Source organism: Serratia liquefaciens ATCC 27592 (assembly GCF_000422085.1).
Classification (GTDB): Bacteria; Pseudomonadota; Gammaproteobacteria; order Enterobacterales; family Enterobacteriaceae; genus Serratia; species Serratia liquefaciens.
This window is the reverse complement of record NC_021741.1, coordinates 2,946,987-2,967,588: the sequence shown is the minus strand read 5'-3', so window position 1 is coordinate 2,967,588 and position 20,602 is coordinate 2,946,987. Positions and strand designations below refer to the sequence as shown.

General features: G+C 54.6%; 24 protein-coding genes. 12 read left to right on the top strand and 12 right to left on the bottom strand.

Translation table 11 applies throughout. The features are described from left to right. Positions 1-25 precede the first annotated feature (25 nt). The 3 genes from M495_RS13845 to yebF all read left to right on the top strand — a co-directional run bounded on the left by M495_RS13845 (position 26) and on the right by yebF (position 1,127). A complete protein-coding gene (locus M495_RS13845) occupies positions 26-349 on the top strand; it encodes a YebG family protein (RefSeq protein ID WP_020827290.1) in 324 nt (107 codons plus the stop codon). Positions 350-388: 39 nt separating this feature from the next. After that, the gene (gene yqfB, locus M495_RS13840; RefSeq protein WP_020827289.1) at positions 389-697 is read left to right on the top strand and encodes a N(4)-acetylcytidine aminohydrolase; all 309 of its coding nucleotides are present in this window, start codon (positions 389-391) and stop codon (positions 695-697) included. Between the two features lie 70 nt (positions 698-767). After that, positions 768-1,127 (top strand): protein YebF, encoded by a 360-nt coding sequence (gene yebF / locus M495_RS13835; RefSeq protein WP_020827288.1) that lies wholly within the window; start codon positions 768-770, stop codon positions 1,125-1,127. 83 nt (positions 1,128-1,210) lie between these two features. On the opposite strand, the gene M495_RS13830 is transcribed toward yebF, so the two are convergent. From M495_RS13830 to mdtH, 5 genes are all read right to left on the bottom strand, one after another. After that, positions 1,211-1,774: a lipoprotein gene (locus tag M495_RS13830; RefSeq protein WP_020827287.1), complete on the bottom strand. Its 564-nt coding sequence runs from the start codon at positions 1,772-1,774 to the stop codon at positions 1,211-1,213. A gap of 154 nt (positions 1,775-1,928) precedes the next feature. After that, positions 1,929-3,569: an ABC1 kinase family protein gene (locus tag M495_RS13825; protein ID WP_020827286.1), complete on the bottom strand. Its 1,641-nt coding sequence runs from the start codon at positions 3,567-3,569 to the stop codon at positions 1,929-1,931. A 27-nt stretch (positions 3,570-3,596) separates the two neighbouring features. Next, positions 3,597-4,244, bottom strand: a complete 648-nt coding sequence (gene grxB / locus M495_RS13820) for a glutaredoxin 2 (protein ID WP_020827285.1) — start codon at positions 4,242-4,244, stop codon at positions 3,597-3,599. Positions 4,245-4,373: 129 nt separating this feature from the next. Continuing rightward, positions 4,374-4,622 carry a hypothetical protein gene (locus tag M495_RS13815; RefSeq protein ID WP_020827284.1) on the bottom strand — a complete coding sequence of 83 codons (249 nt, stop codon included), beginning with the start codon at positions 4,620-4,622 and terminating at the stop codon, positions 4,374-4,376. 86 nt (positions 4,623-4,708) lie between these two features. Then, a complete protein-coding gene (mdtH, locus tag M495_RS13810; RefSeq protein ID WP_020827283.1) occupies positions 4,709-5,914 on the bottom strand; it encodes a multidrug efflux MFS transporter MdtH in 1,206 nt (401 codons plus the stop codon). 345 nt (positions 5,915-6,259) lie between these two features. On the opposite strand from mdtH, the gene rimJ reads away from it, so the two are divergent. The 4 genes from rimJ (at position 6,260) to murJ (ending at position 10,068) form a co-directional block, all read left to right on the top strand. Next, positions 6,260-6,844 carry a ribosomal protein S5-alanine N-acetyltransferase gene (gene rimJ / locus M495_RS13805; RefSeq protein WP_020827282.1) on the top strand — a complete coding sequence of 195 codons (585 nt, stop codon included), beginning with the start codon at positions 6,260-6,262 and terminating at the stop codon, positions 6,842-6,844. 9 nt (positions 6,845-6,853) lie between these two features. Further along, a complete protein-coding gene (locus M495_RS13800; protein ID WP_020827281.1) occupies positions 6,854-7,498 on the top strand; it encodes a YceH family protein in 645 nt (214 codons plus the stop codon). After that, the gene (locus M495_RS13795; protein ID WP_020827280.1) at positions 7,491-8,411 is read left to right on the top strand and encodes a Gfo/Idh/MocA family protein; all 921 of its coding nucleotides are present in this window, start codon (positions 7,491-7,493) and stop codon (positions 8,409-8,411) included. The genes M495_RS13800 and M495_RS13795 overlap by 8 nt, the downstream gene beginning before the upstream one ends. Before the next feature lie 121 nt (positions 8,412-8,532). Then, positions 8,533-10,068, top strand: a complete 1,536-nt coding sequence (gene murJ, locus M495_RS13790; protein WP_041414637.1) for a murein biosynthesis integral membrane protein MurJ — start codon at positions 8,533-8,535, stop codon at positions 10,066-10,068. A 71-nt stretch (positions 10,069-10,139) separates the two neighbouring features. On the opposite strand, the gene argS is transcribed toward murJ, so the two are convergent. Next, positions 10,140-11,870 carry an arginine--tRNA ligase gene (argS, locus tag M495_RS13785; RefSeq protein WP_020827278.1) on the bottom strand — a complete coding sequence of 577 codons (1,731 nt, stop codon included), beginning with the start codon at positions 11,868-11,870 and terminating at the stop codon, positions 10,140-10,142. Positions 11,871-11,995: 125 nt separating this feature from the next. Between argS and M495_RS25825 the strand changes: the two genes are divergently transcribed. Beyond that, positions 11,996-12,253 (top strand): hypothetical protein, encoded by a 258-nt coding sequence (locus M495_RS25825; RefSeq protein WP_158499683.1) that lies wholly within the window; start codon positions 11,996-11,998, stop codon positions 12,251-12,253. 525 nt (positions 12,254-12,778) lie between these two features. Further along, positions 12,779-13,342, top strand: a complete 564-nt coding sequence (locus M495_RS13780) for a VOC family protein (RefSeq protein ID WP_020827276.1) — start codon at positions 12,779-12,781, stop codon at positions 13,340-13,342. Here M495_RS13780 and M495_RS13775 read toward each other — a convergent pair. Continuing rightward, positions 13,339-14,490 (bottom strand): MalY/PatB family protein, encoded by a 1,152-nt coding sequence (locus M495_RS13775; RefSeq protein ID WP_020827275.1) that lies wholly within the window; start codon positions 14,488-14,490, stop codon positions 13,339-13,341. The genes M495_RS13780 and M495_RS13775 overlap by 4 nt on opposite strands. Positions 14,491-14,590: 100 nt before the next feature. Between M495_RS13775 and cutC the strand changes: the two genes are divergently transcribed. Together cutC and M495_RS13765 are read left to right on the top strand one after the other, a co-directional pair. Further along, the gene (gene cutC / locus M495_RS13770; protein WP_020827274.1) at positions 14,591-15,349 is read left to right on the top strand and encodes a copper homeostasis protein CutC; all 759 of its coding nucleotides are present in this window, start codon (positions 14,591-14,593) and stop codon (positions 15,347-15,349) included. Positions 15,350-15,705: 356 nt separating this feature from the next. Continuing rightward, a complete protein-coding gene (locus M495_RS13765; RefSeq protein WP_020827273.1) occupies positions 15,706-16,203 on the top strand; it encodes a hypothetical protein in 498 nt (165 codons plus the stop codon). 51 nt (positions 16,204-16,254) lie between these two features. Here the strand turns inward: M495_RS13765 and cmoB are convergent, their stop codons facing one another. From cmoB to M495_RS13740, 5 genes are all read right to left on the bottom strand, one after another. Beyond that, entirely contained in the window at positions 16,255-17,226 is a 972-nt protein-coding gene (gene cmoB / locus M495_RS13760) for a tRNA 5-methoxyuridine(34)/uridine 5-oxyacetic acid(34) synthase CmoB (RefSeq protein ID WP_020827272.1), read from the bottom strand. Further along, positions 17,223-17,966 (bottom strand): carboxy-S-adenosyl-L-methionine synthase CmoA, encoded by a 744-nt coding sequence (gene cmoA / locus M495_RS13755; protein ID WP_020827271.1) that lies wholly within the window; start codon positions 17,964-17,966, stop codon positions 17,223-17,225. The genes cmoB and cmoA overlap by 4 nt, the downstream gene beginning before the upstream one ends. Positions 17,967-18,068: 102 nt before the next feature. After that, on the bottom strand, positions 18,069-18,464 hold the full coding sequence (locus M495_RS13750; protein ID WP_020827270.1) for an MAPEG family protein: 396 nt from the start codon (positions 18,462-18,464) through the stop codon (positions 18,069-18,071). A 102-nt stretch (positions 18,465-18,566) separates the two neighbouring features. Further along, entirely contained in the window at positions 18,567-19,382 is an 816-nt protein-coding gene (locus M495_RS13745) for a DUF72 domain-containing protein (RefSeq protein ID WP_020827269.1), read from the bottom strand. 74 nt (positions 19,383-19,456) lie between these two features. Then, positions 19,457-20,035, bottom strand: a complete 579-nt coding sequence (locus tag M495_RS13740; RefSeq protein WP_020827268.1) for a hydrolase — start codon at positions 20,033-20,035, stop codon at positions 19,457-19,459. A gap of 202 nt (positions 20,036-20,237) precedes the next feature. On the opposite strand from M495_RS13740, the gene M495_RS13735 reads away from it, so the two are divergent. Then, positions 20,238-20,465: an FmdB family zinc ribbon protein gene (locus tag M495_RS13735; protein WP_020827267.1), complete on the top strand. Its 228-nt coding sequence runs from the start codon at positions 20,238-20,240 to the stop codon at positions 20,463-20,465. Positions 20,466-20,602: the final 137 nt, after the last annotated feature.

Genomic DNA, 20,602 nt, shown 5'->3' with positions numbered 1-20,602 from the left:
ATTCTAACCTTTGAGGAATGCACACATGGCGGTTGAAGTTAAATATGTGGTGGTGAGAAACGGTGAGGAAAAGATGACTTTCGCGACCAAGAAAGAAGCCGACGCTTACGACAAAATGCTGGATCTGGCCGACAGCCTGGGTGAGTGGCTGCAGCAGGCTCCGCTTGAGCTGGATGACGAACAGCGAGAAGGCCTGAGCTTCTTCCTGGCGGAAAATAAAGATGCGCTGGGGCAGATTTTGCGCGGCGCGACGCCGACTGAAGCACCGAAGAAAGCTGCTAAAGTGAAAACGGAAAAACCTGCTGCTACCCCAAAAGAGGGATCTGCGTCAGAAAAGCAGGCAGCATAATGACTTATGTTGCGGTAATGTGATGAAAAAGGATCTAGAATGAGCCGTGAAATAACTTTCTTCACTCGCTTTGAGCAAGACATTTTGGCCGGGCGCAAGACCATTACCATTCGGGACGCCAGTGAGTCTCACTTTCAACCCGGTGAGGTTTTACGCGTTAGCCGCAATGAAGACGGTGTTTTCTTCTGCATGATTGAAGTGCTGTCGGTTACGCCGGTGCGTTTGGATGCGTTAACCGAGCAGCACGCCCAGCAAGAAAACATGTCGCTCAGCGAACTGAAGCAGGTGATCAAGGAAATCTATCCGGGGCTCGATGAGCTGTTCGTCATCACCTTCGCCAAACGCTGATCTTTTGCCAGACCAGTTGTGAGCCAAGGGCAGGCGCCCGCGGGTAGCGTAAATCACAACTGGAGGGAATATGAAAGCAACGGGACTGAGTTTGGCCGTAGCACTGTTGGCCACGGTAGGTTTTACCACCACGGTGCAGGCGCAGGAACAACGCAGCGCGAAGGTGGCACAATGCGCGGGTCTGCAACCGACAGACGTCGCCGCTCAGGTGAAACGCGATTACCTGCAGAACCGCATTACGCGCTGGGAGTCGGATAAAAAGCTGCTGGGTACCGCTACCCCGATAGCCTGGATCAGTCCGGAGGCGATTACCGGCAAGGACGCGGTATGGCAGGTGCCGTTAACGGTACGGGGCACCAAAATGGATAAAACCTACAATGTTACCCTCGACTGCAACGCCGGTAAAATCACCTACAGCGAACCGCAATAATCTCACCGTTTTCCGGCGTATTAACGTCTGAAAAATATCAAGCCCGCGTTAACAGCGGGCTTTTTGTTTTTTTAGTGTCAGCGTCAGTCGGTAAATGGAATAACCAGTTCACCCGGCTTCACTTCCAACCCTTTAGCCAGTTTCTTGGCCATGGCTTCTGTTTTACTGTTATCCGGGTTCAGCACATAGGCCGGCTTTTGATCGAAATAGGATTTCAGCGATTGATTCAGATAAGGGGTCAGGGCCTTCATCACCGTCTGCATTTTCTCCGGCTGCACGCTGTAGTCGGTTAACTCCATGTCTTTGAGGAACACCGCGCCTTGCTCGCGGTCATACACCGGCTGCGCCTTCAGCGTCAGCTTCAGGTCCGCGGTCTGCGGGCCCAGAATGGAAGTGATATTCACTTTCGCATCGCCGGAAAGGGTAACCTTGCCCGGTTCGCTACGCCCAATTTGGCTCTTTAGCTGAGTCAGCACGATATTGGCGTCCAAGAGCCCTGGCACGCCGATCTGCTTCTGGTAATCGTTGTGCTTTTGCAGGTAATCATTCACTTCCTGCTCGCTGAGCGTGTACTGGGTCAGCTGATTGCAGCCGACCAATGCGCCGGCGAACAGCAGGGCGGCTGCGCCCATCAGGATCTTTTTCATGTGTGCCTCATAGCTACTGCCAACGAAAATGCTGCAGATTATTGATTTGTCATTATAAACGCTCGCTGTCTGCGAAGGAAACCGTTGATGTCAGCGAGCAGGGTGATAGTGCGCGTGAAATGCCTGGCTACCTATCGGATAACGCTGAAACTGTTCAGCGCCGCAGACGCAGTACCAGCAGCAAGACACCACCCAGGCAGGCCAGCGCGCCCAGCGCCGGAAACAGTGGAATACCCCACAACCGCAGGGAAGAGTGCATCAGATAGGGCGCCAGACCCAACGCGAAGGCGGCGGTGACAATAGCAATGGCCAGGGTGATGGCGGCTCGCTCCAGTGCCTTGCTCAATTGATCAATATTCTTGACGTTGATATCGGCGCTGATTTTCCCGCCTTTGAGACGGCGCATCAGCAGCCGCAAGGTTTGCGGCAACTCTTCACTGGCGTCCAATGCCTCGCCGCCCAATGCCAGCATGCGCCGACGTACCGCCTCCGGGGTATAACGCTGCAGCATCACCTGTTGCAGCATAGGTTTCAGGGTGGCGATGATATCGAAATGGGGATCCAGCCGATGCAGCACGCCGTCGGCCGTGATTAACGCCTTGAACAGCAACACCAGGTCTGGCGGCAGTGCCAACTGATGCTCACGCACCATCACCAACAAATCGGTCAGCGCCTTGCCCAGTGTGAGAGTGGCAGAGGCCTGTTTATCGAGAAAGTTTTGCGCCGCCAACTCCAGATCCAGCAGATCCAAAGGATCGCTGTCCGACCAGGCGATCAAGGTGTTGACGATGCCGGCGGATTCTCGTTCGGCGATGGCCTGCAGCAACAGCAGCAATTGATTACGTCGCCGTTCGGAAAGCTGCCCGACCATACCGAAATCGATAAAACCGACGCGATTATCCGCTAACGCCATTACGTTACCCGGATGCGGATCGGCATGATAAAGACGGTGCTCCAGCACCATTTTCATAAAGGCCTGTGCGCCGCGCTGAGCGAGTAATGGGCCATCTAATCCTGCCGCCGTCAGTTGCTGCGGATTTTCCGGTGCGATACCCGGTAGAAATTCCTGCACCAGCAGGCGCTGAGACGACCATTGCCAGTAAATCTTCGGAATGACCACGTTGGGCTGCTGGGCAAACTGTTGAGCGACCCGTTCGCAGTTGTTACCCTCGTGAGTCAGGTCCAGTTCATGCGTCAGCGCGGTTGCCAGGGCTCTGACCATCTGCCGCGGACGATAACGGGCCAGCGCCGGGCTCTGTTGCTCCACGGTTTCCGCAAGATAGGTCAGCAGGCGCAAGTCGGCTTGAATGGTTTTTGCCAGGCCGGGACGTAACACCTTAATCACCACCGCTTCGCCGCTGTGCAGGCGGGCGCGGTAAATTTGCGCCATCGAGGCAGCGGCCAGCGGGGTTTCGTCAAATTCGGCGAACAGGCTGTGCGGGTCACCCTTCAAGTCTGCCCGGATCTGTGGTGCCAGTTGCTCCCACGAAAGGGTGCTTGCCTGACTGTGCAGACGGTCAAGTTCGTCGGTCCAGCTTGCGTCCAACAGATCTGAACGGGTAGCCAGGATCTGGCCGAACTTAACAAAGGTCGGCCCCAAGGCTTCCAGCGCCGCACGCAGGCGCTGCGGCAATGTTTGACCGTCTTGCCTTTCACTGCTGCCTTCAGCACCGCTTAACAGATTGCTCAGACCCAGCAGACGAATCACATCCTGCAATCCATAACGGATCAGCACGGTGGAGATTTCTTTCAGCCGTGCCCGATCGCGGGCAGTGACCAGCACCATTTTCAACATTTGCGCGCTATATCCTTATCGCGGGGGTTACTGTTCCATATCGAACAGCAGTGGGACGTCACTGCGTTGCGCCATACGGTTGCGATAAGTTTCTACGTTTTCCGGCAGCGTAAGTCCGGCGACGATCGACAGCGAACGCAGCAGGGGGAACAGGTGGATATCATCTTCCGACAACGTGCCATTCACCGCGTCTGCGGAGACTACCAGGCCGGAAAGTGTTTGCAAGTCGTCCTCCAGTTGGGCAATCAGATCGGCACTGTCAGCAAGGTGCTCGGAAAAATCCCCGATCGAGGCCTGCTTTTTGTCGCTAAAGTACTGGCGTGCACTGTCAGTGGCGAACTCTTCGAAGTCGGCATTGGCAAAGCGCGGCAGCAGTAGATTGATGCTATAACCACTGACCCGTTGCAGCCAGTCGGCGATCGCCGGGTTGGTTTTACCGGTCAGCAGCGGCTTGCCGTCGAGGTTATCAACGTAATGCACGATATCCATGCTTTCAGGAAGATAGCTGCCGTCATCCTTTTGTAAAATCGGCGCCATTTTTTTGCCAATCATGCCGACAGGCGTCGCTTCATCGTCGTTGAGCAGGGTGACCAGGCGGACGGGCAGGTTTTTCAGGCCGAAAATCATGCGGGCTTTAACGCAGAATGGGCAATGATCGTAGATAAACAGTTTCATGCTTGCTCCGGTTGTCAGGTTTTAACAGCAATAGTTATCACAGCATACTGAGGCTGTCGCGAAAAGTTATTGTTGGAAGGTGCGTAATTGGTGTTTGGCCCGTACAGACTGCGCGGGCCAAAGCAGGGATTATTTTTTTGTCGGAACGGAATTAATCACTTCTATCAAATGCATGCGTGCTTCTTCCAAATCGATTTTATCACGCTCGTTGCTGGCGTTGACTATCTGCAGCTGTTTGATGATGTCGCTCTTTAAAGTGGCATTGTCAGCGATGACGTGGGCCAGCGCTTTTTCTACCAATGTTGACCGCGCGTAGATCATGCGCAGGTTCAGTACCATGTGTTCCAACAGCTGCGGTAATTTGTCTTCTTCACTCATCGCCAACTTCTCCCGTTTATGTTTTTACTATCAGGATAGCAGCTGTGGGTAATTCGGCTGATTTTCTGGCAACTTAGAGAAAAATCTCAGCCGCCGGGCAGCGCTTCCGATGCGATGCTGCGTGGATTGAACTGCCAATAAAGGGCCAGCAGGGTAATCATTCCCACGATGCCCAGCAGTATCCAGGGCAGTTCCGGCATGCCAACCGCATGGCCGGTGTCGTACATCCAGCCGCCGCCGGTATAACCCAGCGCGCCACCCAACGCCAGGCCCAGGCGGCTGAATCCCATATAACTGCCGCGTGCGCGCGGATCCGCTAGCGAAGCACTGAGGGTTTCACGCGCTGGTTCGGCGATGATGGAGCCGAGATAGAAACAGCAAATCAGGGTAAATACACCCTGAAGACTGGTAGCCAGCCCGACCGGGATCAGGCTGAGGGTCATCAGCAACAGCCCGGCCATCAGCCGCTGCTCCAGACGGAAACGTTTTTCGCTCCAGCGCGCTATCGGGTAGAGCAGTGACAGCGACAGTGCGGCCTCAATGGCATACATCCATTTCACCGCCGTCGGTGAACCAGCGATTTCATTGACGACGATCGGCAGCATCAACATCACCTGTACCGACAGCATGTAGTAACCGGTCAGGGTCAGTACATAGGTCAGGAAGCGGCGATCGCGCAGGACACGCATCATGCCTTCCTTCATGGGCGCGCGAATGGTGGATATTCGGTATGCCGGCAGCAACCAGGCATTCCAGCCCGCCGCTAGCACAAAAATGCCCGCGCCGACCCAGCAGACAAAGTGGAAATCATACTGCAGCAACCAACTGCCGATCAGGGCGCCGATGACCGCACCGGCGCTGTCTTGCATCATCAGCAGCGAGTAAAAACGGCCGCGTTCATGCGGGCGGGTAAGCTTAATCACCAATGCGGTACGCGGCGGATCAAACAGCGTGCCGCCGAGGGCGGATAGGGCACAGGAGAACCACAGTATCCAGGGTTGGTCGGCCATCGCCATGGTGGCGAAGCCTGCTGCGCGCATCAGCATGCCGGTGACAATCATCGGTTTGGCGCCGAATCGGTCGGCTATCGCGCCCCCAAAGATCCCCAGGCCTTGCTGGATCAACTGGCGTAAACCCAGCGCTGCGCCGACCACCACCGCCGCCCAGCCAAGCTGATCGACAAAGCGAATCGAAATAAGCGGGAAGACCACAAAAAAGCCTAAAACCACCAACAGATTATCGAGTAATAGAAAATATTTACCCAAGCTCCGCGCTTGCGATACCAGAGACATGCTTCACCACGAGCAATTAAGAGGGAGAGGAGTGCAACCGCTCTAGTGTGTACCCAATCCCGTATTGCCGATAGGGGCGGGATAGATAATATTTTTTTATCGTCAATACGTTACCTGCACGGCAAAACGGCACGAAAATAGTCGTAAAATGACTAATCGCTTATTTACTGAGCTACCGGGATTTTACCTCTGGGGCAGGCTGCGGTTATATTAAATGAGGGTAAGTGCGGTTCTGCGCCGATGGTTGAGAAATAATGGCTCAGAATAGGTTCGTCGCCGGATTATTGTCCAAACGTGCGCCCAATAAATACTTCTTATCGAACCGTTCTGACCGTGGGGGAAATGATGTTTGGCTACCGCTCTGCATCACCAAAAGTACGCCTCACCACCGACCGACTGGTTGTCCGTTTAGTGCATGAACGCGATGCCTACCGGCTGGCGGAATACTATGCCGAAAACCGAAGCTTCCTTAAACCCTGGGAACCGGTTCGGGATGAAAGCCACTGTTATCCTTCCGGCTGGCAAGCGCGGCTGGGGATGATCACTGAAATGCAAAAGCAGGGCAGCGCCTACTATTTTATCCTGCTCGATCCGGAAGAAAATGAAGTGCGCGGCGTGGCCAACTTCAGCAACGTGCTGCGCGGCTCATTCCATGCTTGTTTCCTCGGGTATTCGCTGGCCGAGAAATGGCAGGGCCAGGGGCTGATGTTTGAAGCGTTGCAGTCCTCCATCCGCTATATGCTGCGCCAGCAGCGTATGCACCGCATCATGGCCAACTATATGCCGCACAATCAGCGCAGCGGCGCACTGCTGACCCGCCTGGGATTCGAACGTGAGGGTTATGCCAAGGATTATCTGCTGATCGACGGGCAGTGGCAGGATCACGTACTGACAGCTTTAACCAATAAAGAATGGCTACCGCCACGCTGAGGCAAAATAATGAAATATGAATTAAGCGCTAAAGAAGCCAGGGTAATTGGCTGCATGCTGGAAAAGCAGGTAACCACCCCGGACCAATATCCCCTTTCTCTCAATGCCATCACCCTGGCCTGTAATCAGAAAACCAACCGTGAACCGGTGATGGAGCTAGCTGAAAACGAAGTTCAGCAGGTGCTCGATCTGCTGTTAAAGAAACACTTTTTGCGCACCCTGAGCGGTTTCGGCAATCGGGTGGTCAAATATGAACAGCGTTTTTGCAATTCAGAGTTTGGTCAGCTCAAGCTGAGCGCCGCTGAATTGGCGGTGATCGCCACTTTACTGCTGCGTGGCGCACAAACTCCTGGGGAATTGCGTACCCGAACCAACCGCATGCATGAATTTAATGATGTTACCGAAGTGGAGCAGGTGCTGGCACAGCTGAGTGCGCGTGAGGATGGCCCCTTTGTGGTGCGGCTAGCGCGGGAGCCGGGCAAACGTGAAAGCCGGTTTATGCATTTGTTCAGCGGCCAGATTGACGAGGCACCTGCGGAAGCATCAACGGCCAATGACAGCGATTTACACGAGCGAGTGAGTACGCTGGAAAACGAAGTGGTGCAGCTTAAACAGCAAGTGCAGGCGTTATTGGAGCGGGGATCGCATGAGTAAATTACGCGTTGGCGTGGTGGGGTTGGGCGGTATTGCTCAAAAGGCTTATCTGCCAATCCTCAGCCAGGCGGCAGACTGGACGTTAGTCGGCGGTTTCTCTCCGAATCAGCAAAAGGCACAGCCCATTTGTGACAGCTATCGCATGGCCTGTTTTTCGGGGCTCGACAGCCTGGCGCAGCAGTGTGATGCGGTGTTCGTTCACAGCAGCACCGCCAGCCATTTTCAGGTGATTGGCGAGCTGCTGCGATATGGCGTTCACGTTTATGTCGACAAACCGCTGGCGGAGACCGTGGAACAGGGCGAACAGCTACTGGCCCTGGCTGAAAAACAGGGCAAGGCGCTGATGGTTGGCTTTAACCGTCGCTTTGCACCGCTGTACCGTCAGTTGAAGCAGGATATGAACCAACCGGCGTCGATTCGCATGGATAAACATCGTGCCGACAGCGTCGGACCCAACGATGCGCGCTTTACCCTGCTGGACGATTACCTGCACGTGGTGGACACCGCACTGTGGTTGGGCGGCGACGCTGGGCAACGGCTTAGCGGTAGTCTGCGCATTAACGATGCCGGTGAGTTGGTTTATGCCGAACACCATTTTCAATGCGGAGAAACGCTGGTGACCACCAGTATGCATCGTCGGGCCGGCAGCCAGCGCGAAAGCGTACAGGCGGTAACGGACGGCACAATCTATCAAGTAAACGATATGCGTCAGTGGCTGCGGGAAGATTCACAAGGCGTGCTGGAACAGCCGGCACCCGGCTGGCAAACCACGCTGGCGCAGCGCGGTTTTGACGGCGCGATCCGTCATTTCCTGGCCTCCGTCAGTAACCAAACGCTGCCGGAAACTGCCGGAGAGCAGGCGATCGCTGCCCAGCGGGTGATTGAACGCCTGTTGCGAGACGCCAATTTGTAACATAACTCCATGTAACATATGAGAGTAGCTATTCTGCGACGTACGGGTAAACTTAGCCGATAGTTTTACTGACGCCTGCTGATGCAGGCGTCGACATTTACAGGGCACATCAAAAAACCACATGAACCTACTAAAATCACTGGCAGCCGTCAGCTCTATGACGATGTTTTCACGGGTGCTGGGCTTTGCCCGTGACGCCATCGTGGCGCGGGTATTTGGTGCCGGTATGGCAACGGACGCCTTCTTCGTGGCGTTCAAACTGCCTAACCTGCTGCGGCGCATCTTCGCCGAGGGGGCCTTTTCGCAAGCCTTTGTCCCGATCCTGGCCGAATACAAAAGCCAGCAGGGAGAAGAAGCAACGCGTACCTTTATCGCTTACGTTTCCGGACTGCTGACGCTGGTGTTGGCCGTGGTGACGGTGTTGGGGATGCTGGCCGCCCCATGGGTGATTTACATTACCGCGCCGGGCTTTGTCGATTCACCGGACAAATTCGCATTGACCTCGTCGCTGCTGCGGGTGACCTTTCCGTATATTCTGCTGATCTCGCTGGCGTCATTGGTGGGGTCAATCCTTAATACCTGGAACCGTTTTTCGATCCCGGCGTTTGCGCCGACGTTGCTTAACGTCAGCATGATTGGGTTCGCGCTGTTTGCCGCACCTTACTTCAATCCACCGGTGATGGCGCTGGCCTGGGCGGTCGTCGTGGGCGGCGTGCTGCAATTGGGCTACCAGCTCCCGCATCTGAAGAAGATCGGCATGCTGGTGCTGCCGCGCCTCAAACTTGGCGACGCGGGCGTATGGCGAGTGATGCGTCAGATGGGGCCAGCCATTTTCGGCGTCTCGGTCAGCCAGATCTCACTGATCATCAATACCATTTTCGCCTCCTTCCTGGTCTCCGGTTCGGTGTCATGGATGTACTATGCCGACCGTCTGATGGAATTCCCCTCCGGCGTGCTGGGCGTGGCGCTGGGAACCATCCTGTTGCCGTCGCTGGCGAAAAGTTTTTCCAGCGGCAACCACGATGAATATTCGCGTTTGATGGATTGGGGGCTGCGCCTGTGCTTCCTGCTGGCGCTGCCGAGCGCCATAGCTCTGGGCATTCTGGCCAAGCCGCTGACCGTCTCTTTGTTCCAGTACGGCAAGTTCAACGCCTTCGATGCCGCCATGACCCAGCGTGCGCTGGTGGCCTATTCGGTGGGACTGATGGGATTGATCGTCGTGAAGGTGTTGGCACCAGGGTTCTATTCGCGTCAGGACATTAAAACGCCGGTTAAGATTGCCATTATCACGTTGATTTTAACCCAGGTGATGAACCTGATGTTTATCGGTCCGTTAAAGCATGCGGGGCTTTCGCTGTCGATTGGTCTGGGAGCCTGTATTAACGCTTCGCTGTTGTATTGGCAGTTGCGCAAGCAGAAGATTTTCCACCCGCAACCGGGTTGGGCTCTGTTCCTGACTAAACTGGTGATTGCGGTGATCGTGATGTCGGTAGTACTGGTCGGGGTGATGTGGCTGATGCCTGCCTGGGATCAGGGCAATATGCTGGCACGCCTGCTGCGTCTGGCAGTGGTTGTGGTCGCAGGTATTGTGGCTTACTTCGGCGTATTGGCAGGCTTGGGTTTCCGTCCGCGCGATTTTGCTCGGCGAGTGGCGTAACAGGGCTTTCCCACTTTCAGAACATAAAAAGGGTCGCCTCGGCGACCCTTTCTCGTATTCAGCGTGATGACTTACATACGTTCGACGGTTTCGATACCCAGCGTATCCAGACCGATTTTCAGCGTTTTGGCAGTTAACAGTGCCAGCTTCAGGCGGCTCTGGCGCGCTTCTTCGCTGTCTGCATTCAGGATCTGGCAGTGTTCGTAGAAGCCGGAGAACAGGCCCGCAAGATCGTACAGGTAGCTACACATCACGTGCGGGGTACCTTCGCGCGCCACGGTGGTGATCACTTCTTCAAACTGTAGCAGGCGGGTCGCCAGCGCAATTTCGCGCTCTTCGGTCATCACCAGCGGCAGGGTCAGATTACTTTCGTCGACACCGGCACGTTTGAATACGGAAGCCACACGGGTGTAAGCATACTGCATGTAAGGTGCGGTATTGCCTTCAAACGCCAGCATGTTGTCCCAGTCGAAGATATAGTCGGTGGTACGGCTTTTCGACAGGTCGGCGTATTTAACCGCACCAATTCCCACGGCATTGGCCAGGCTTTGCATCTCTTCCGCTGGCATGTCCGGGTTTTTCTCGGCGATCAGTTTACCTGCACGATCGACCGCTTCATCCAGCAGATCGGACAGTTTCACCGTGCCGCCTGAACGGGTTTTGAACGGCTTGCCGTCTTTACCCAGCATCATGCCGAACATGTGGTGTTCCAGCGAGAGGGAGTCTGGGATATAACCGGCTTTACGCACGATGGTCCAGGCCTGCATCAAATGTTGATGCTGGCGTGAGTCGATGTAGTAGAGCACGCGGTCGGCGCCCAGCGTTTCATAGCGGTATTTCGCACAGGCGATGTCGGTGGTGGTGTACAGGTAGCCGCCATCCTTTTTCTGGATGATGACGCCCATAGGCTCGCCGTCTTTATTCTTGTATTCGTCGAGGAATACCACGGTGGCGCCTTCGCTTTCTACCGCCAGCCCCTTGGCCTTGAGATCGGCCACGATGCCCGGCAGCATCGCGTTGTACAGGCTCTCACCCATAACATCGTCTTCGGTCAGGGTGACGTTCAGGCGGTTATAGGTCAGCTGATTCTGCGCCATGGTGATATCGACCAGTTTGCGCCACATCTTCAGGCAGTATTGATCGCCGCCTTGCAGTTTTACCACGTAGGCACGGGCGCGTTCGGCGAACTCGGCGTCTTCATCATAGTGTTTCTTTGCTTCACGATAGAACTGCTCCAGATCGGACAGGCCCATATCGCTGGCGTTTTCGTTCTGCATTTTTTCCAGATAGGCAATCAGCATGCCGAACTGGGTACCCCAGTCACCCACGTGGTTGGCGCGGATCACTTTATGCCCCAGGAATTCCTGAGTGCGTGCCGCAGCGTCACCGATAATGGTGGAGCGCAGGTGACCGACGTGCATTTCTTTCGCCACGTTGGGCGCTGAGTAGTCAATCACGATGGTTTGCGGTTTGACGGGGGCAATACCCAGTTTTGGCGCGCCAAGCACCAAATCAGTTTGCTGCGCGACCCAGTCGCTGTTCAGGAAGATATTGATAAAGCCGGGACCGGCGATTTCCACTTTGCTGGCAACGTCGCCGAGATCAAGCAGTTGCACCACTTTTTCTGCCAATTGGCGCGGCGGCATGCCGAGTTTCTTGGCGACGGACATCACGCCATTAGCCTGATAGTCGCCGAACTGCGCTTTGGCGGACTGACGGACCTGCGCTTCGCAATCGGCTGGCGCGCCTGCGGCAATCAGCGCCTGGCTGACTTTATCTGAAAGAAGAACCTGAATATTCACCGGGTTACCTTAATGACGAACGAGGGGCCGTATGCCATGCCCCTGTGGGATTCAAAGGTGGTTTTACTGGCCACGCGTCAACACGCCGACCCACCACAAAACAGCCTGCAATTGTAACCGATCTGATGAGTGACGTCAGCAGTTGGCGCGGGGGAAGGCGAAAGTCGCAGTTTGATTATGCCTGGCGCCGCAAAGCGCCAATGTTGCGGAAGGCAAAGCTGAAGGGAAAAACGAGAAAAAGACGATGTCTGTGGGAAAATAAAATAGCAGGGTTAGTGTTTTTTGTTTCGGCGGCCAGCGTCCAACGTATTATTGCGGCGCGATTTAAAGTGGCGAAAGATCGCGTAAACGGCAATAACGACCAGCAACAGGGAGATTATTAAAAGAAACATGAATGATTATCTCTGGCTCAATTTTCACTAAAGTAGCTCAATTGATATTTTCAAGCAATTGTCGATGCCTCGTTTAGGAGGATTCTCATGCTTTTATTATAATAATTTTAATAATAACAGTGCATTGTATTTTTGATGTTCATTCCATTAAGTTTTTCATTGGTTTTTACTACGTGAGGATTAACTATTTATTAAGCATTTTTTAACGCCAATTTTGATGTGTTTTTGGGCTTAATAAGTTAGTAGTACTCTCATGGTTCAGTTCATAAGAAAAAACTATAAACTAATTCCATAGCCATTATCTGAAATTAAAATTCAGGAAATGCTAACCCGTGTAGTAATAGGAACAGGGTAAGTTATTTTTTGTGCGTTTTCACGTCTTCTAAAGCGAAAAGTTAATCAGCGATGGCATCTTCTGCTAAAAAAAGGCAGTTTGCCTGACTGGCCCTGTGGCTAGCAACGTCTCAGGCGTGTAAATTACCCCCTGAAAACCGCTTTTGTTGTTTCGAGGACCCTATGACTAGCTTTCCGGCCATTGCCGAACTTCACGATTTAGCGCTGGATCTGCCGCGTTTTGAGCTGGCGCTGAGCCAGTTTGCTGAAAAACTGCAGCTGGATCTGTCCCAGTTCACTGCAGACCACGTTTCGCTGCGCTGCCATCAAAACACTACCGCTGAACGCTGGCGACTGGGGTTAGAGCAGTGTGGTTCGCTGCTGTCGGAGGCGATGATCAATGGCCGTCCTATTTGCCTGTTTGATCTTCAGCAGCCACTTAAGGTGGGGCCTTGGCAGATCGACTGCGTGGAGCTGCCTTATCCCGGAGACAAGCGCTATCCGCACGAAGGTTGGGAACACGTAGAGCTGGTGCTTAGCGGCGAACCGGCCACGCTTTATGCGCGTGCGTTGGCCCACTTGCCGGATGAAGCGCTGCTGGCTCCGGGCATCAAACTGAAACAAAGCTCACCAAAGGGAGAAGGCGAACGTTTACCGAACCCAACGCTGGCGATCACCGACGGCACCGTGACGATCAAATTCCATCCTTATTCCATCCGGGACATTGTCGCCAGCGAACAGGGTTAATTGGGCTGCAGCGAGCGGGTGGCCAGCAGCATGCGGTCTAGCGCCTGGCTGAGCAGTTCGCGCCGGCAGCCAAAGTTCAAACGAACAAAATGCCGGTTGCCAAAATCCAGACCCGGGCTTAATCCTACGCCGGCCTGTTCAAAGAAGGCGTGCGGGTTATCGACCGGCAGCTGGCTGCAGTCTATCCAGGCCAGATAGGTGGCTTCGATGGGCTGCAGTGCCAGCCCTGGCATGGCATTAATACGCTCGATCACCCAATCACGGTTTGCGCGTAGATAAACCAACAGTTCGTCCAGCCACGCTTGCCCATGCTGGTAAGCAGCCTGCGCAGCAACCAATGCGAGCACATCCACCTCCGGCACAATACCGCTGCGCGCACGGACCAGCTTCTTGCGCAGCTCCGGGTTGGGAATAATTGCCATTGAGGCACCAAGACCGGCGATATTGAAGGTTTTCGACGGCGACATCAGCGTGACGCTGCGCTGAGCGGCATCATCATTCAACGTGGCGAAGGGGATGTGTTCACAACCCGGTTCAAGCAACAGATCGCAATGAATTTCATCTGAACAAACAATCAGATTATGGTTTTTGGCAAACTCATGCTGTTGCAACAGCTCCTGTCTGCGGTAGACGGTGCCGCCGGGATTTTGCGGGTTGCACAGCATCAATAATCTCTCTGCACCGCTGAGCTGTGCTTCGACAGCGCTGAAATCCAATAGCCAGCGCCGGTCCTGCAGCGTCAACGGCACCGGTAGCTGTGTGCGGCCGGCAAATTTCGCTGCTTTACGAAACGGCGGGTAGATTAGCGAGGGGGCCAGAGTGCCTTCTCCCTCAGTGGTAAAAGCCCGCACGCATAAATTCAGGCCGCAAACCAGGCCAGGCAGGAAAACCAGCCATTCAGGATTGATATGCCAGCCGTAGCGCTCTAGCATACGGCGGGTAAAAACCTCAATCAGCTCAGGGGAGGGATGACCGTAGCCGAATACGGCATGAGCGACGCGCTGCTGCAAGGCATCAATAATTGCCGGCGGTGACGGGAAGTCGGTATCGGCAACCCAGAGCGGAATAACGTCGCGGCCGCGATATTTATCCCACTTAACGCTGTCACTGTGACTGCGGTCTACCCATAGATCAAAATTGAATGCCATAGTTACTACCCTGAGCTGGCTTATGCTTACTATGAGCCTAAATGAGAAATTGAAAAATTAACAATGGCCGTCGCAAGTTAGCCGTCATCTGGGGGTGACAATGATTAAACTGGAAGTTTGCTGCTATAGCGTCGATTGCGCGCTGACGGCCGAGCGGGCAGGTGCCGATCGTATAGAGTTATGCGCCAGCCAAAGTGAGGGCGGCTTGACGCCAAGCTATGGCTCTTTACGTCTGGCACGCGACAGGATCGGTGTGCCGGTGCACCCTATTGTTCGTCCACGCGGTGGGGATTTTTGCTACGGTGCGGTGGATTTTGACGTGATCAAGCATGATATTGCCCAGATCCGCGATATGGGCTTTGCCGGTGTGGTGGTGGGCATGCTGGATGAAGAAGGGCATATCGATCTGCCGCGCATGCAAGAAGTGATGCGTTTGAGCGGTAATATGGCGGTGACGTTCCACCGCGCTTTCGACATGTGCCAAAATCCGCTGGTGGCGCTCGATCAACTGACGCAGTTGGGCGTGGCGCGGATACTCACCTCAGGCCAGCAGCAAAATGCGGAATTGGGATTGCCCTTACTGCGCGATCTGGTGCAGGCCAGCCAGGGACCGGTGATTATGGCCGGTGCCGGCGTGCGGCTCAGCAATCTGCACAAGTTTGTCGATATTGGTATTCAGGAGCTGCACAGCTCCTCCGGCCACGCGGTGCCTTCGACCATGCGCTATCGCAAAGCCGGTGTCACCATGTGTTCAGACAGCGAGTTTGACGAGTTCAGCCACTATTGCGTAGACGGCGATATGGTAGAGGCGATGAAAAACTCGTTGGCTCTGGTTGATCCCCTGGCGCAAAGCGCCTAAAACGCATTGCTAACCCGCAAGCCCCGGTTTTCCTGCCGGGGCTTTTTTATTTCCATGATCCCCGATGACCTTGTCCTGTCAGCGCTGGCACTGATGGCGTCCAATGACGGCGCCATAACAAGTGCAATAACCTCTGTCGTCAGCCAGCTCGCATGGCTGCATAAAACACAGGGATTTGTACGGTTATGGAGGAGTCATGAAGTGTTATTTGATTTTGTTGTTGATGGCCTGTCTTGCATTGTCCGGCTGCGTCGCAGCTTATTACCGCTAAGGAGAGTGGCATGCGTTATCTGATGATTGTATCGCTGATTTGTTGTTTAAGTGCCTGCGCCTCTATGTATTACAGGTGAATGACGATGAGAAGACTAACCGCTATTGCATTGCTGATGCTGACAGGTTGCGTGTCGGTGTATGGGCCGACAAAAGCCGGTAATCAACCCGCAGAGGGCACGACAGGTGATGCATCCGTTCCTCCCGCAGCCGATGACGGCAGCCTGATCGGTAACCGAAAACCGGATGAGCTGTTCACGCGCACCCTGGCCATTTTAAGTGCGAAAGGGATAACTCCAACGTTGACCGACAGTCGCCTTGGCGTTATCGGGGCTGCCGGGAGCGAGGCCGAACTGGCGGGACTTTATCTGGATTGCACCGACCAGGCGACCCCGTCAAATCTGACGGAGGAATATCGAATACTGGTGCAGATTTATAGCGCCGGGGAGGGAAGTCATGTCATGGTGCAGGTTAGCGGGGTTGCCGGGCTGACGGCTGCGGATGGCAATGACAAAGTGAAACCCTTTGAATGCAAATCCAGCGGCGTGCTGGAAAAGGACTTGCTGGAGGCCTGGCGAAAATAACGGGCGTAACGTCATCACCCCGATAGGGACGAGGTGATGACGTTTTTCACTCTAGGGCTTCCTGGCTACCAGTACGGCACGCAAGGGCGCGGGGTAGCCTTCGACAGTTTTGCTCGGGTCTTGTGGATCAAGGAATTCGGCCAGTGACTCACTGGTCATCCAATCTGTTCGGCGTTGCTCTTCGGTGCTGGTGACGCACATGTCGGCGATTTTAACGTCGACGAAACCGCACTTCTCCAGCCAGCATTTCAATGCTTCGGCTGACGGAATAAAGTAGACGTTACGCATTTGCGCGTAGCGGTCACCGGGTACCAGAACCTGATGGCGGTCGCCTTCTACCACCAGCGTTTCCAATACCAGTTCGCCTTCGGAAACCAGCTGGTTTTTCAACTGATACAAATGGTCCAGCGGCGAGCGGCGATGGTACAGCACGCCCATTGAAAATACCGTGTCGAATGCGGCCAGCTCAGGCAGTTGCTCAATACCGAGCGGCAACAGGTGGGCGCGTTGATCGCCGCCCAACAGCTTACGCACCGCTTCGAATTGGCACAGGAACAGCTGCATCGGATCTATGCCCACCGCCAGATGCGCACCCGCGCCAACCATGCGCCACAAGTGATAACCGCTGCCGCAGCCGACGTCGAGAATGGTGCGTCCAGCCAGCGGTGAAATGTGCGGTAATACGCGATCCCACTTCCAATCGGAATGCCATTCGGTGTCGATATCGATGCCATACAATGAGAACGGGCCTTTGCGCCACGGCATCATGGTGCGCAGCATCTTTTCAATGCCTTCCAACTGGCCCGGCGACAAAGGGGGTTCCATCTCGGCACGGACGCCGTGCAACAAATCAAGCTGGGTGGGGGTCAGTGCCGGTAAATGTTCAACCGAATTAAACCACTGTTTGAATTTACCGTGTAGTGACTCGCGCTGCCAGGCGCTGAGCTGTGCCGGCAGGGTATCCAGCCAGTGGCTGAGGTTGCTTTTCGCGATGCGTTGATAAAAATCGCCAAACTCAATCATGCTGCGGCTCCCGCTTTCAACGCGATCAGTGAACCGAAGTTAAAGCACTGGAACCAGACTTCCGCATGCTCAAAACCGGCCTGTTTCAGACGGGCTTTGTGGGCGTCTACGGAGTCAGTCAGCATGACGTTTTCCAGCATGCTGCGCTTCTGGCTGATTTCCAACTCGCTGTAACCGTTGGCACGTTTGAAATCGTGATGCATGTTGAACAGCAATTCGCCGACATCGGCATCTTCAAAGCTGAACTTCTCCGACAGTACCAGTGCGCCGCCAGGGCGCAGACCGCGGTAAACCTGTTCCAGCAGGCGCAGGCGGTCGGCGGGTTCGAGGAATTGCAGGGTAAAGTTCAGGACTACCATCGAGGCGTTTTCGATGTTGGTATCAAGGATATCGGCTTCGATAACGTCTACCGGGGTGTCGGCGCGGAAGGCATCAATATGACGGCGGCAGCGCTCGACCATGGCCGGAGAGTTGTCGACGGCGATGATGTTGCAACCCGCCACCTTGATATTCCGCCGCATCGACAGCGTGGCTGCACCCAGCGAACATCCCAGGTCGTAAACCCGACTGTCGGGCTGCACGAAACGCTCGGCCAGCATGCCAATCATGGAAATGATATTGGAATAGCCTGGAACGGAACGCTGGATCATGTCAGGGAACACTTCAGCGACGCGTTCGTCGAAGGTCCAGTCGCCCAATTTGGCGATCGGGGCAGAAAAAAGAGTATCGCGGTTTGGCATAGCGGAAAATCGGTTCAGAATTCGAAGGGGCGTATTCTAACAGATAATGACAAAAAGCGCAGCGGAAGCAGGCGGCGTAGCCGCCTGAGGACGAACAGGGGATTAATGCAGGCTAAAAATAAGATCCCATGGCAGATAGAAAATATTGGCCAGTACCATTAACACCAGCGAAATGTAGGTGGCCGCCATGCCCGATCGACGCCAGCGCACCTCGCGGTTACGCAGACCGTAGTAATGCACCAAACGGCCGGCCATCAGCATCAGACCGCAAATATGGATCATCCATATTTCAGCGCCGTTCATCTCCATGATCACCAACAGCACTGCGGCGATAGGAATATATTCTACGGCATTGCCGTGAACGCGGATTGCAGTTTGCAGCTCATAAAAACCGCCGTCCCCGTAGGCGACACGGTATTGCATCCTTAACCTAACCACGTCATAAGAGAGTTTGATCAACAACAATGCGCCGAGCACTACATAAAGCGCGCTTACCATTTTTAACTCCATTCCCTAACCAAAACTGGCAGCCAGCATCATAGCCGCCATTGCAATCACTGTCGCGAGGAAAAATCTGATGTAATTGGTCAGATTAATCGGTCAAAACAGCGCATCCTGCTCCGGCCAGTCCGGCGGTGGGGGTAAATTCGGAATAGCCTGATACAGCTGCTGCCAGATTTTCTGTGCCTGCTGGGGGGAATCACCATTATCCGGCGTATGTATAAACAGAAAAGGTTGGTGCTGTTGCTGCCAAACGGGCAATTTCTGTTGCCAGGCGTCGAACCAGCGCAGGTTATCTTGCAGCACATCGCCGCCGATGAAACGTACCAGCGGATTGTTGGCGGTGACCAGAGCATGCACCGGCAGCTTGGGCTTTTTCTGCTGGGCATCGCGCACGGCGGCGCTGTTGGGCAGGGCGTGATGCACCGGCCGGCTGTCGAGGATCACCCGGTTGATACCCCGCTGGTGTAACCCCTGATTCAGCAGCAGCTCTTCCTCGCCTTTGTCGAAAAACGCCGGATGCCGCACTTCCACGCCATAGGTAAACTCTTTCGGCAAAGCGTCGAAGAACTGCCACATCGCCGGTAATTCCGCCGGGCCGAACGCCGCTGGCAATTGCAGCCACAGCTGGCCTATGCGCTGATGCACCGGACCCAGGCAGTGGTAAAATGCCTGCAGATCGGCGGCGCAATTACGCAGTGCAGCCTGATGGCTGACGGTGGCGGGGAACTTGAAACAGAAGCGAAAATCATCGGTGGTCATATCGCGCCAGCGCTGGACTATTTCCAGTTTAGGTAACGCGTAGAAGGTGGTATTGCCTTCCACGCAGTTAAAATAGCGACTGTAATCCGCCAGATCGCGCAGCCCGATACGATTCCAGGCCGGGTGTTGCCACTGTGGGAGTCCGATATACATCAAGCTTGCATCTTCCTTAATTTTCCCTGCCAGTCAAAGGTGGGCGCAGCATGCGGCGCCCCTACAAGTTAGCGTTACTGGTCGAGTGCGGCAACAATTTCGCGGGTGCTGCGAACACGTGCCAACCGCGGGAAGATATTATCGAAAGCAAACTGGTGCATTTCAGCATTTTGCGCACTGCAGAGATCTTCGGCTATCACTAACTCGTAGCCGTGTTCCCAGGCCGCGCGAGCCGTGGATTCCACGCCAATATTGGTGGAGATACCGCCCAGCACCACCGATTTAATGCCACGGCGACGCAGTTGCAAGTCAAGATCGGTGCCGTAAAACGCACCCCATTGGCGCTTGGTCACCAGAATGTCGCGGTCGCTCACCGCCAGGGATGCCGGGAATTCCCACCAGTTGGCAGGCAATCCGCCGGCAGGGGCGGGAGACGGCTTGTCCACCGGCTGTTTCAGCGCTTCGGCGAAAGAGTCGGACCAGCCGACGCGTACCAGGATCACCGGTGCCCCCAGCGAACGGAAATGTGCCGCCAACTGCGCGGCATTGGCCACCACGCTTTCGGCGCTGTGTGGGCCACCGGCGAAGGGCAGGATGCCGTTTTGCAAATCAATTAACACCAGTGCGGTGGTGTGAGCATCAAGTTTCAACATGGAAATATCTCGTGACAAGGTGGATGAAATACGCGCAGCTTAGATAGCGCGCTAAACAAGCATCGATTCAGGCTACGTGAAAAAAGCATCACCGGTTAATGAGAAATTTGTTAATCAATGTGTTACTTCGGGCAAAAACACACCATTTAGTGCTGCAACAAAGCTGTGTTCGCACTTATCTGGCGCATGAATTTCCTTTATAATGATCGCCTTTTTTCAGCTCACTTTACTCCAACGACCTATGCCGATTTATGAATATGCATGTGGTGCTTGCAGCCACCGGTTAGAGAAGTTGCAAAAATTTTCCGATGCGCCGCTGACGGATTGTCCGGCGTGTAGGCAGCCCGCGTTAACCAAGCTGATTTCTTCCACCGGTTTCCAGTTAAAGGGTACCGGTTGGTATGCAACCGACTTCAAACCGGGCAAGTAAATATACCCTATAGCTTTCGAGTAGCAGCCAGCCAGCTATCTCACCCCTGGCGCCTACTTGAGTAAGTCACTGGGGTGAGAGAGTGCAGATTACAACGCTGCAACTTGAAAGATGACGGGTATTGAGTTCATCAGAAA

Bases quoted from the DNA above. Each gene is read 5' to 3' on its own strand.
- M495_RS13845 (WP_020827290.1), top strand. From the start codon at position 26: ATGGCGGTTGAAGTTAAATATGTGGTGGTGAGAAACGGTGAGGAAAAG.
- yqfB (WP_020827289.1), top strand. From the start codon at position 389: ATGAGCCGTGAAATAACTTTCTTCACTCGCTTTGAGCAAGACATTTTG.
- yebF (WP_020827288.1), top strand. From the start codon at position 768: ATGAAAGCAACGGGACTGAGTTTGGCCGTAGCACTGTTGGCCACGGTA.
- M495_RS13830 (WP_020827287.1), bottom strand. From the start codon at position 1,774: ATGAAAAAGATCCTGATGGGCGCAGCCGCCCTGCTGTTCGCCGGCGCA.
- M495_RS13825 (WP_020827286.1), bottom strand. From the start codon at position 3,569: ATGTTGAAAATGGTGCTGGTCACTGCCCGCGATCGGGCACGGCTGAAA.
- grxB (WP_020827285.1), bottom strand. From the start codon at position 4,244: ATGAAACTGTTTATCTACGATCATTGCCCATTCTGCGTTAAAGCCCGC.
- M495_RS13815 (WP_020827284.1), bottom strand. From the start codon at position 4,622: ATGAGTGAAGAAGACAAATTACCGCAGCTGTTGGAACACATGGTACTG.
- mdtH (WP_020827283.1), bottom strand. From the start codon at position 5,914: ATGTCTCTGGTATCGCAAGCGCGGAGCTTGGGTAAATATTTTCTATTA.
- rimJ (WP_020827282.1), top strand. From the start codon at position 6,260: ATGTTTGGCTACCGCTCTGCATCACCAAAAGTACGCCTCACCACCGAC.
- M495_RS13800 (WP_020827281.1), top strand. From the start codon at position 6,854: ATGAAATATGAATTAAGCGCTAAAGAAGCCAGGGTAATTGGCTGCATG.
- M495_RS13795 (WP_020827280.1), top strand. From the start codon at position 7,491: ATGAGTAAATTACGCGTTGGCGTGGTGGGGTTGGGCGGTATTGCTCAA.
- murJ (WP_041414637.1), top strand. From the start codon at position 8,533: ATGAACCTACTAAAATCACTGGCAGCCGTCAGCTCTATGACGATGTTT.
- M495_RS25825 (WP_158499683.1), top strand. From the start codon at position 11,996: ATGAGTGACGTCAGCAGTTGGCGCGGGGGAAGGCGAAAGTCGCAGTTT.
- M495_RS13780 (WP_020827276.1), top strand. From the start codon at position 12,779: ATGACTAGCTTTCCGGCCATTGCCGAACTTCACGATTTAGCGCTGGAT.
- M495_RS13775 (WP_020827275.1), bottom strand. From the start codon at position 14,490: ATGGCATTCAATTTTGATCTATGGGTAGACCGCAGTCACAGTGACAGC.
- cutC (WP_020827274.1), top strand. From the start codon at position 14,591: ATGATTAAACTGGAAGTTTGCTGCTATAGCGTCGATTGCGCGCTGACG.
- M495_RS13765 (WP_020827273.1), top strand. From the start codon at position 15,706: ATGAGAAGACTAACCGCTATTGCATTGCTGATGCTGACAGGTTGCGTG.
- cmoB (WP_020827272.1), bottom strand. From the start codon at position 17,226: ATGATTGAGTTTGGCGATTTTTATCAACGCATCGCGAAAAGCAACCTC.
- cmoA (WP_020827271.1), bottom strand. From the start codon at position 17,966: ATGCCAAACCGCGATACTCTTTTTTCTGCCCCGATCGCCAAATTGGGC.
- M495_RS13750 (WP_020827270.1), bottom strand. From the start codon at position 18,464: ATGGTAAGCGCGCTTTATGTAGTGCTCGGCGCATTGTTGTTGATCAAA.
- M495_RS13745 (WP_020827269.1), bottom strand. From the start codon at position 19,382: ATGTATATCGGACTCCCACAGTGGCAACACCCGGCCTGGAATCGTATC.
- M495_RS13740 (WP_020827268.1), bottom strand. From the start codon at position 20,035: ATGTTGAAACTTGATGCTCACACCACCGCACTGGTGTTAATTGATTTG.
- M495_RS13735 (WP_020827267.1), top strand. From the start codon at position 20,238: ATGATCGCCTTTTTTCAGCTCACTTTACTCCAACGACCTATGCCGATT.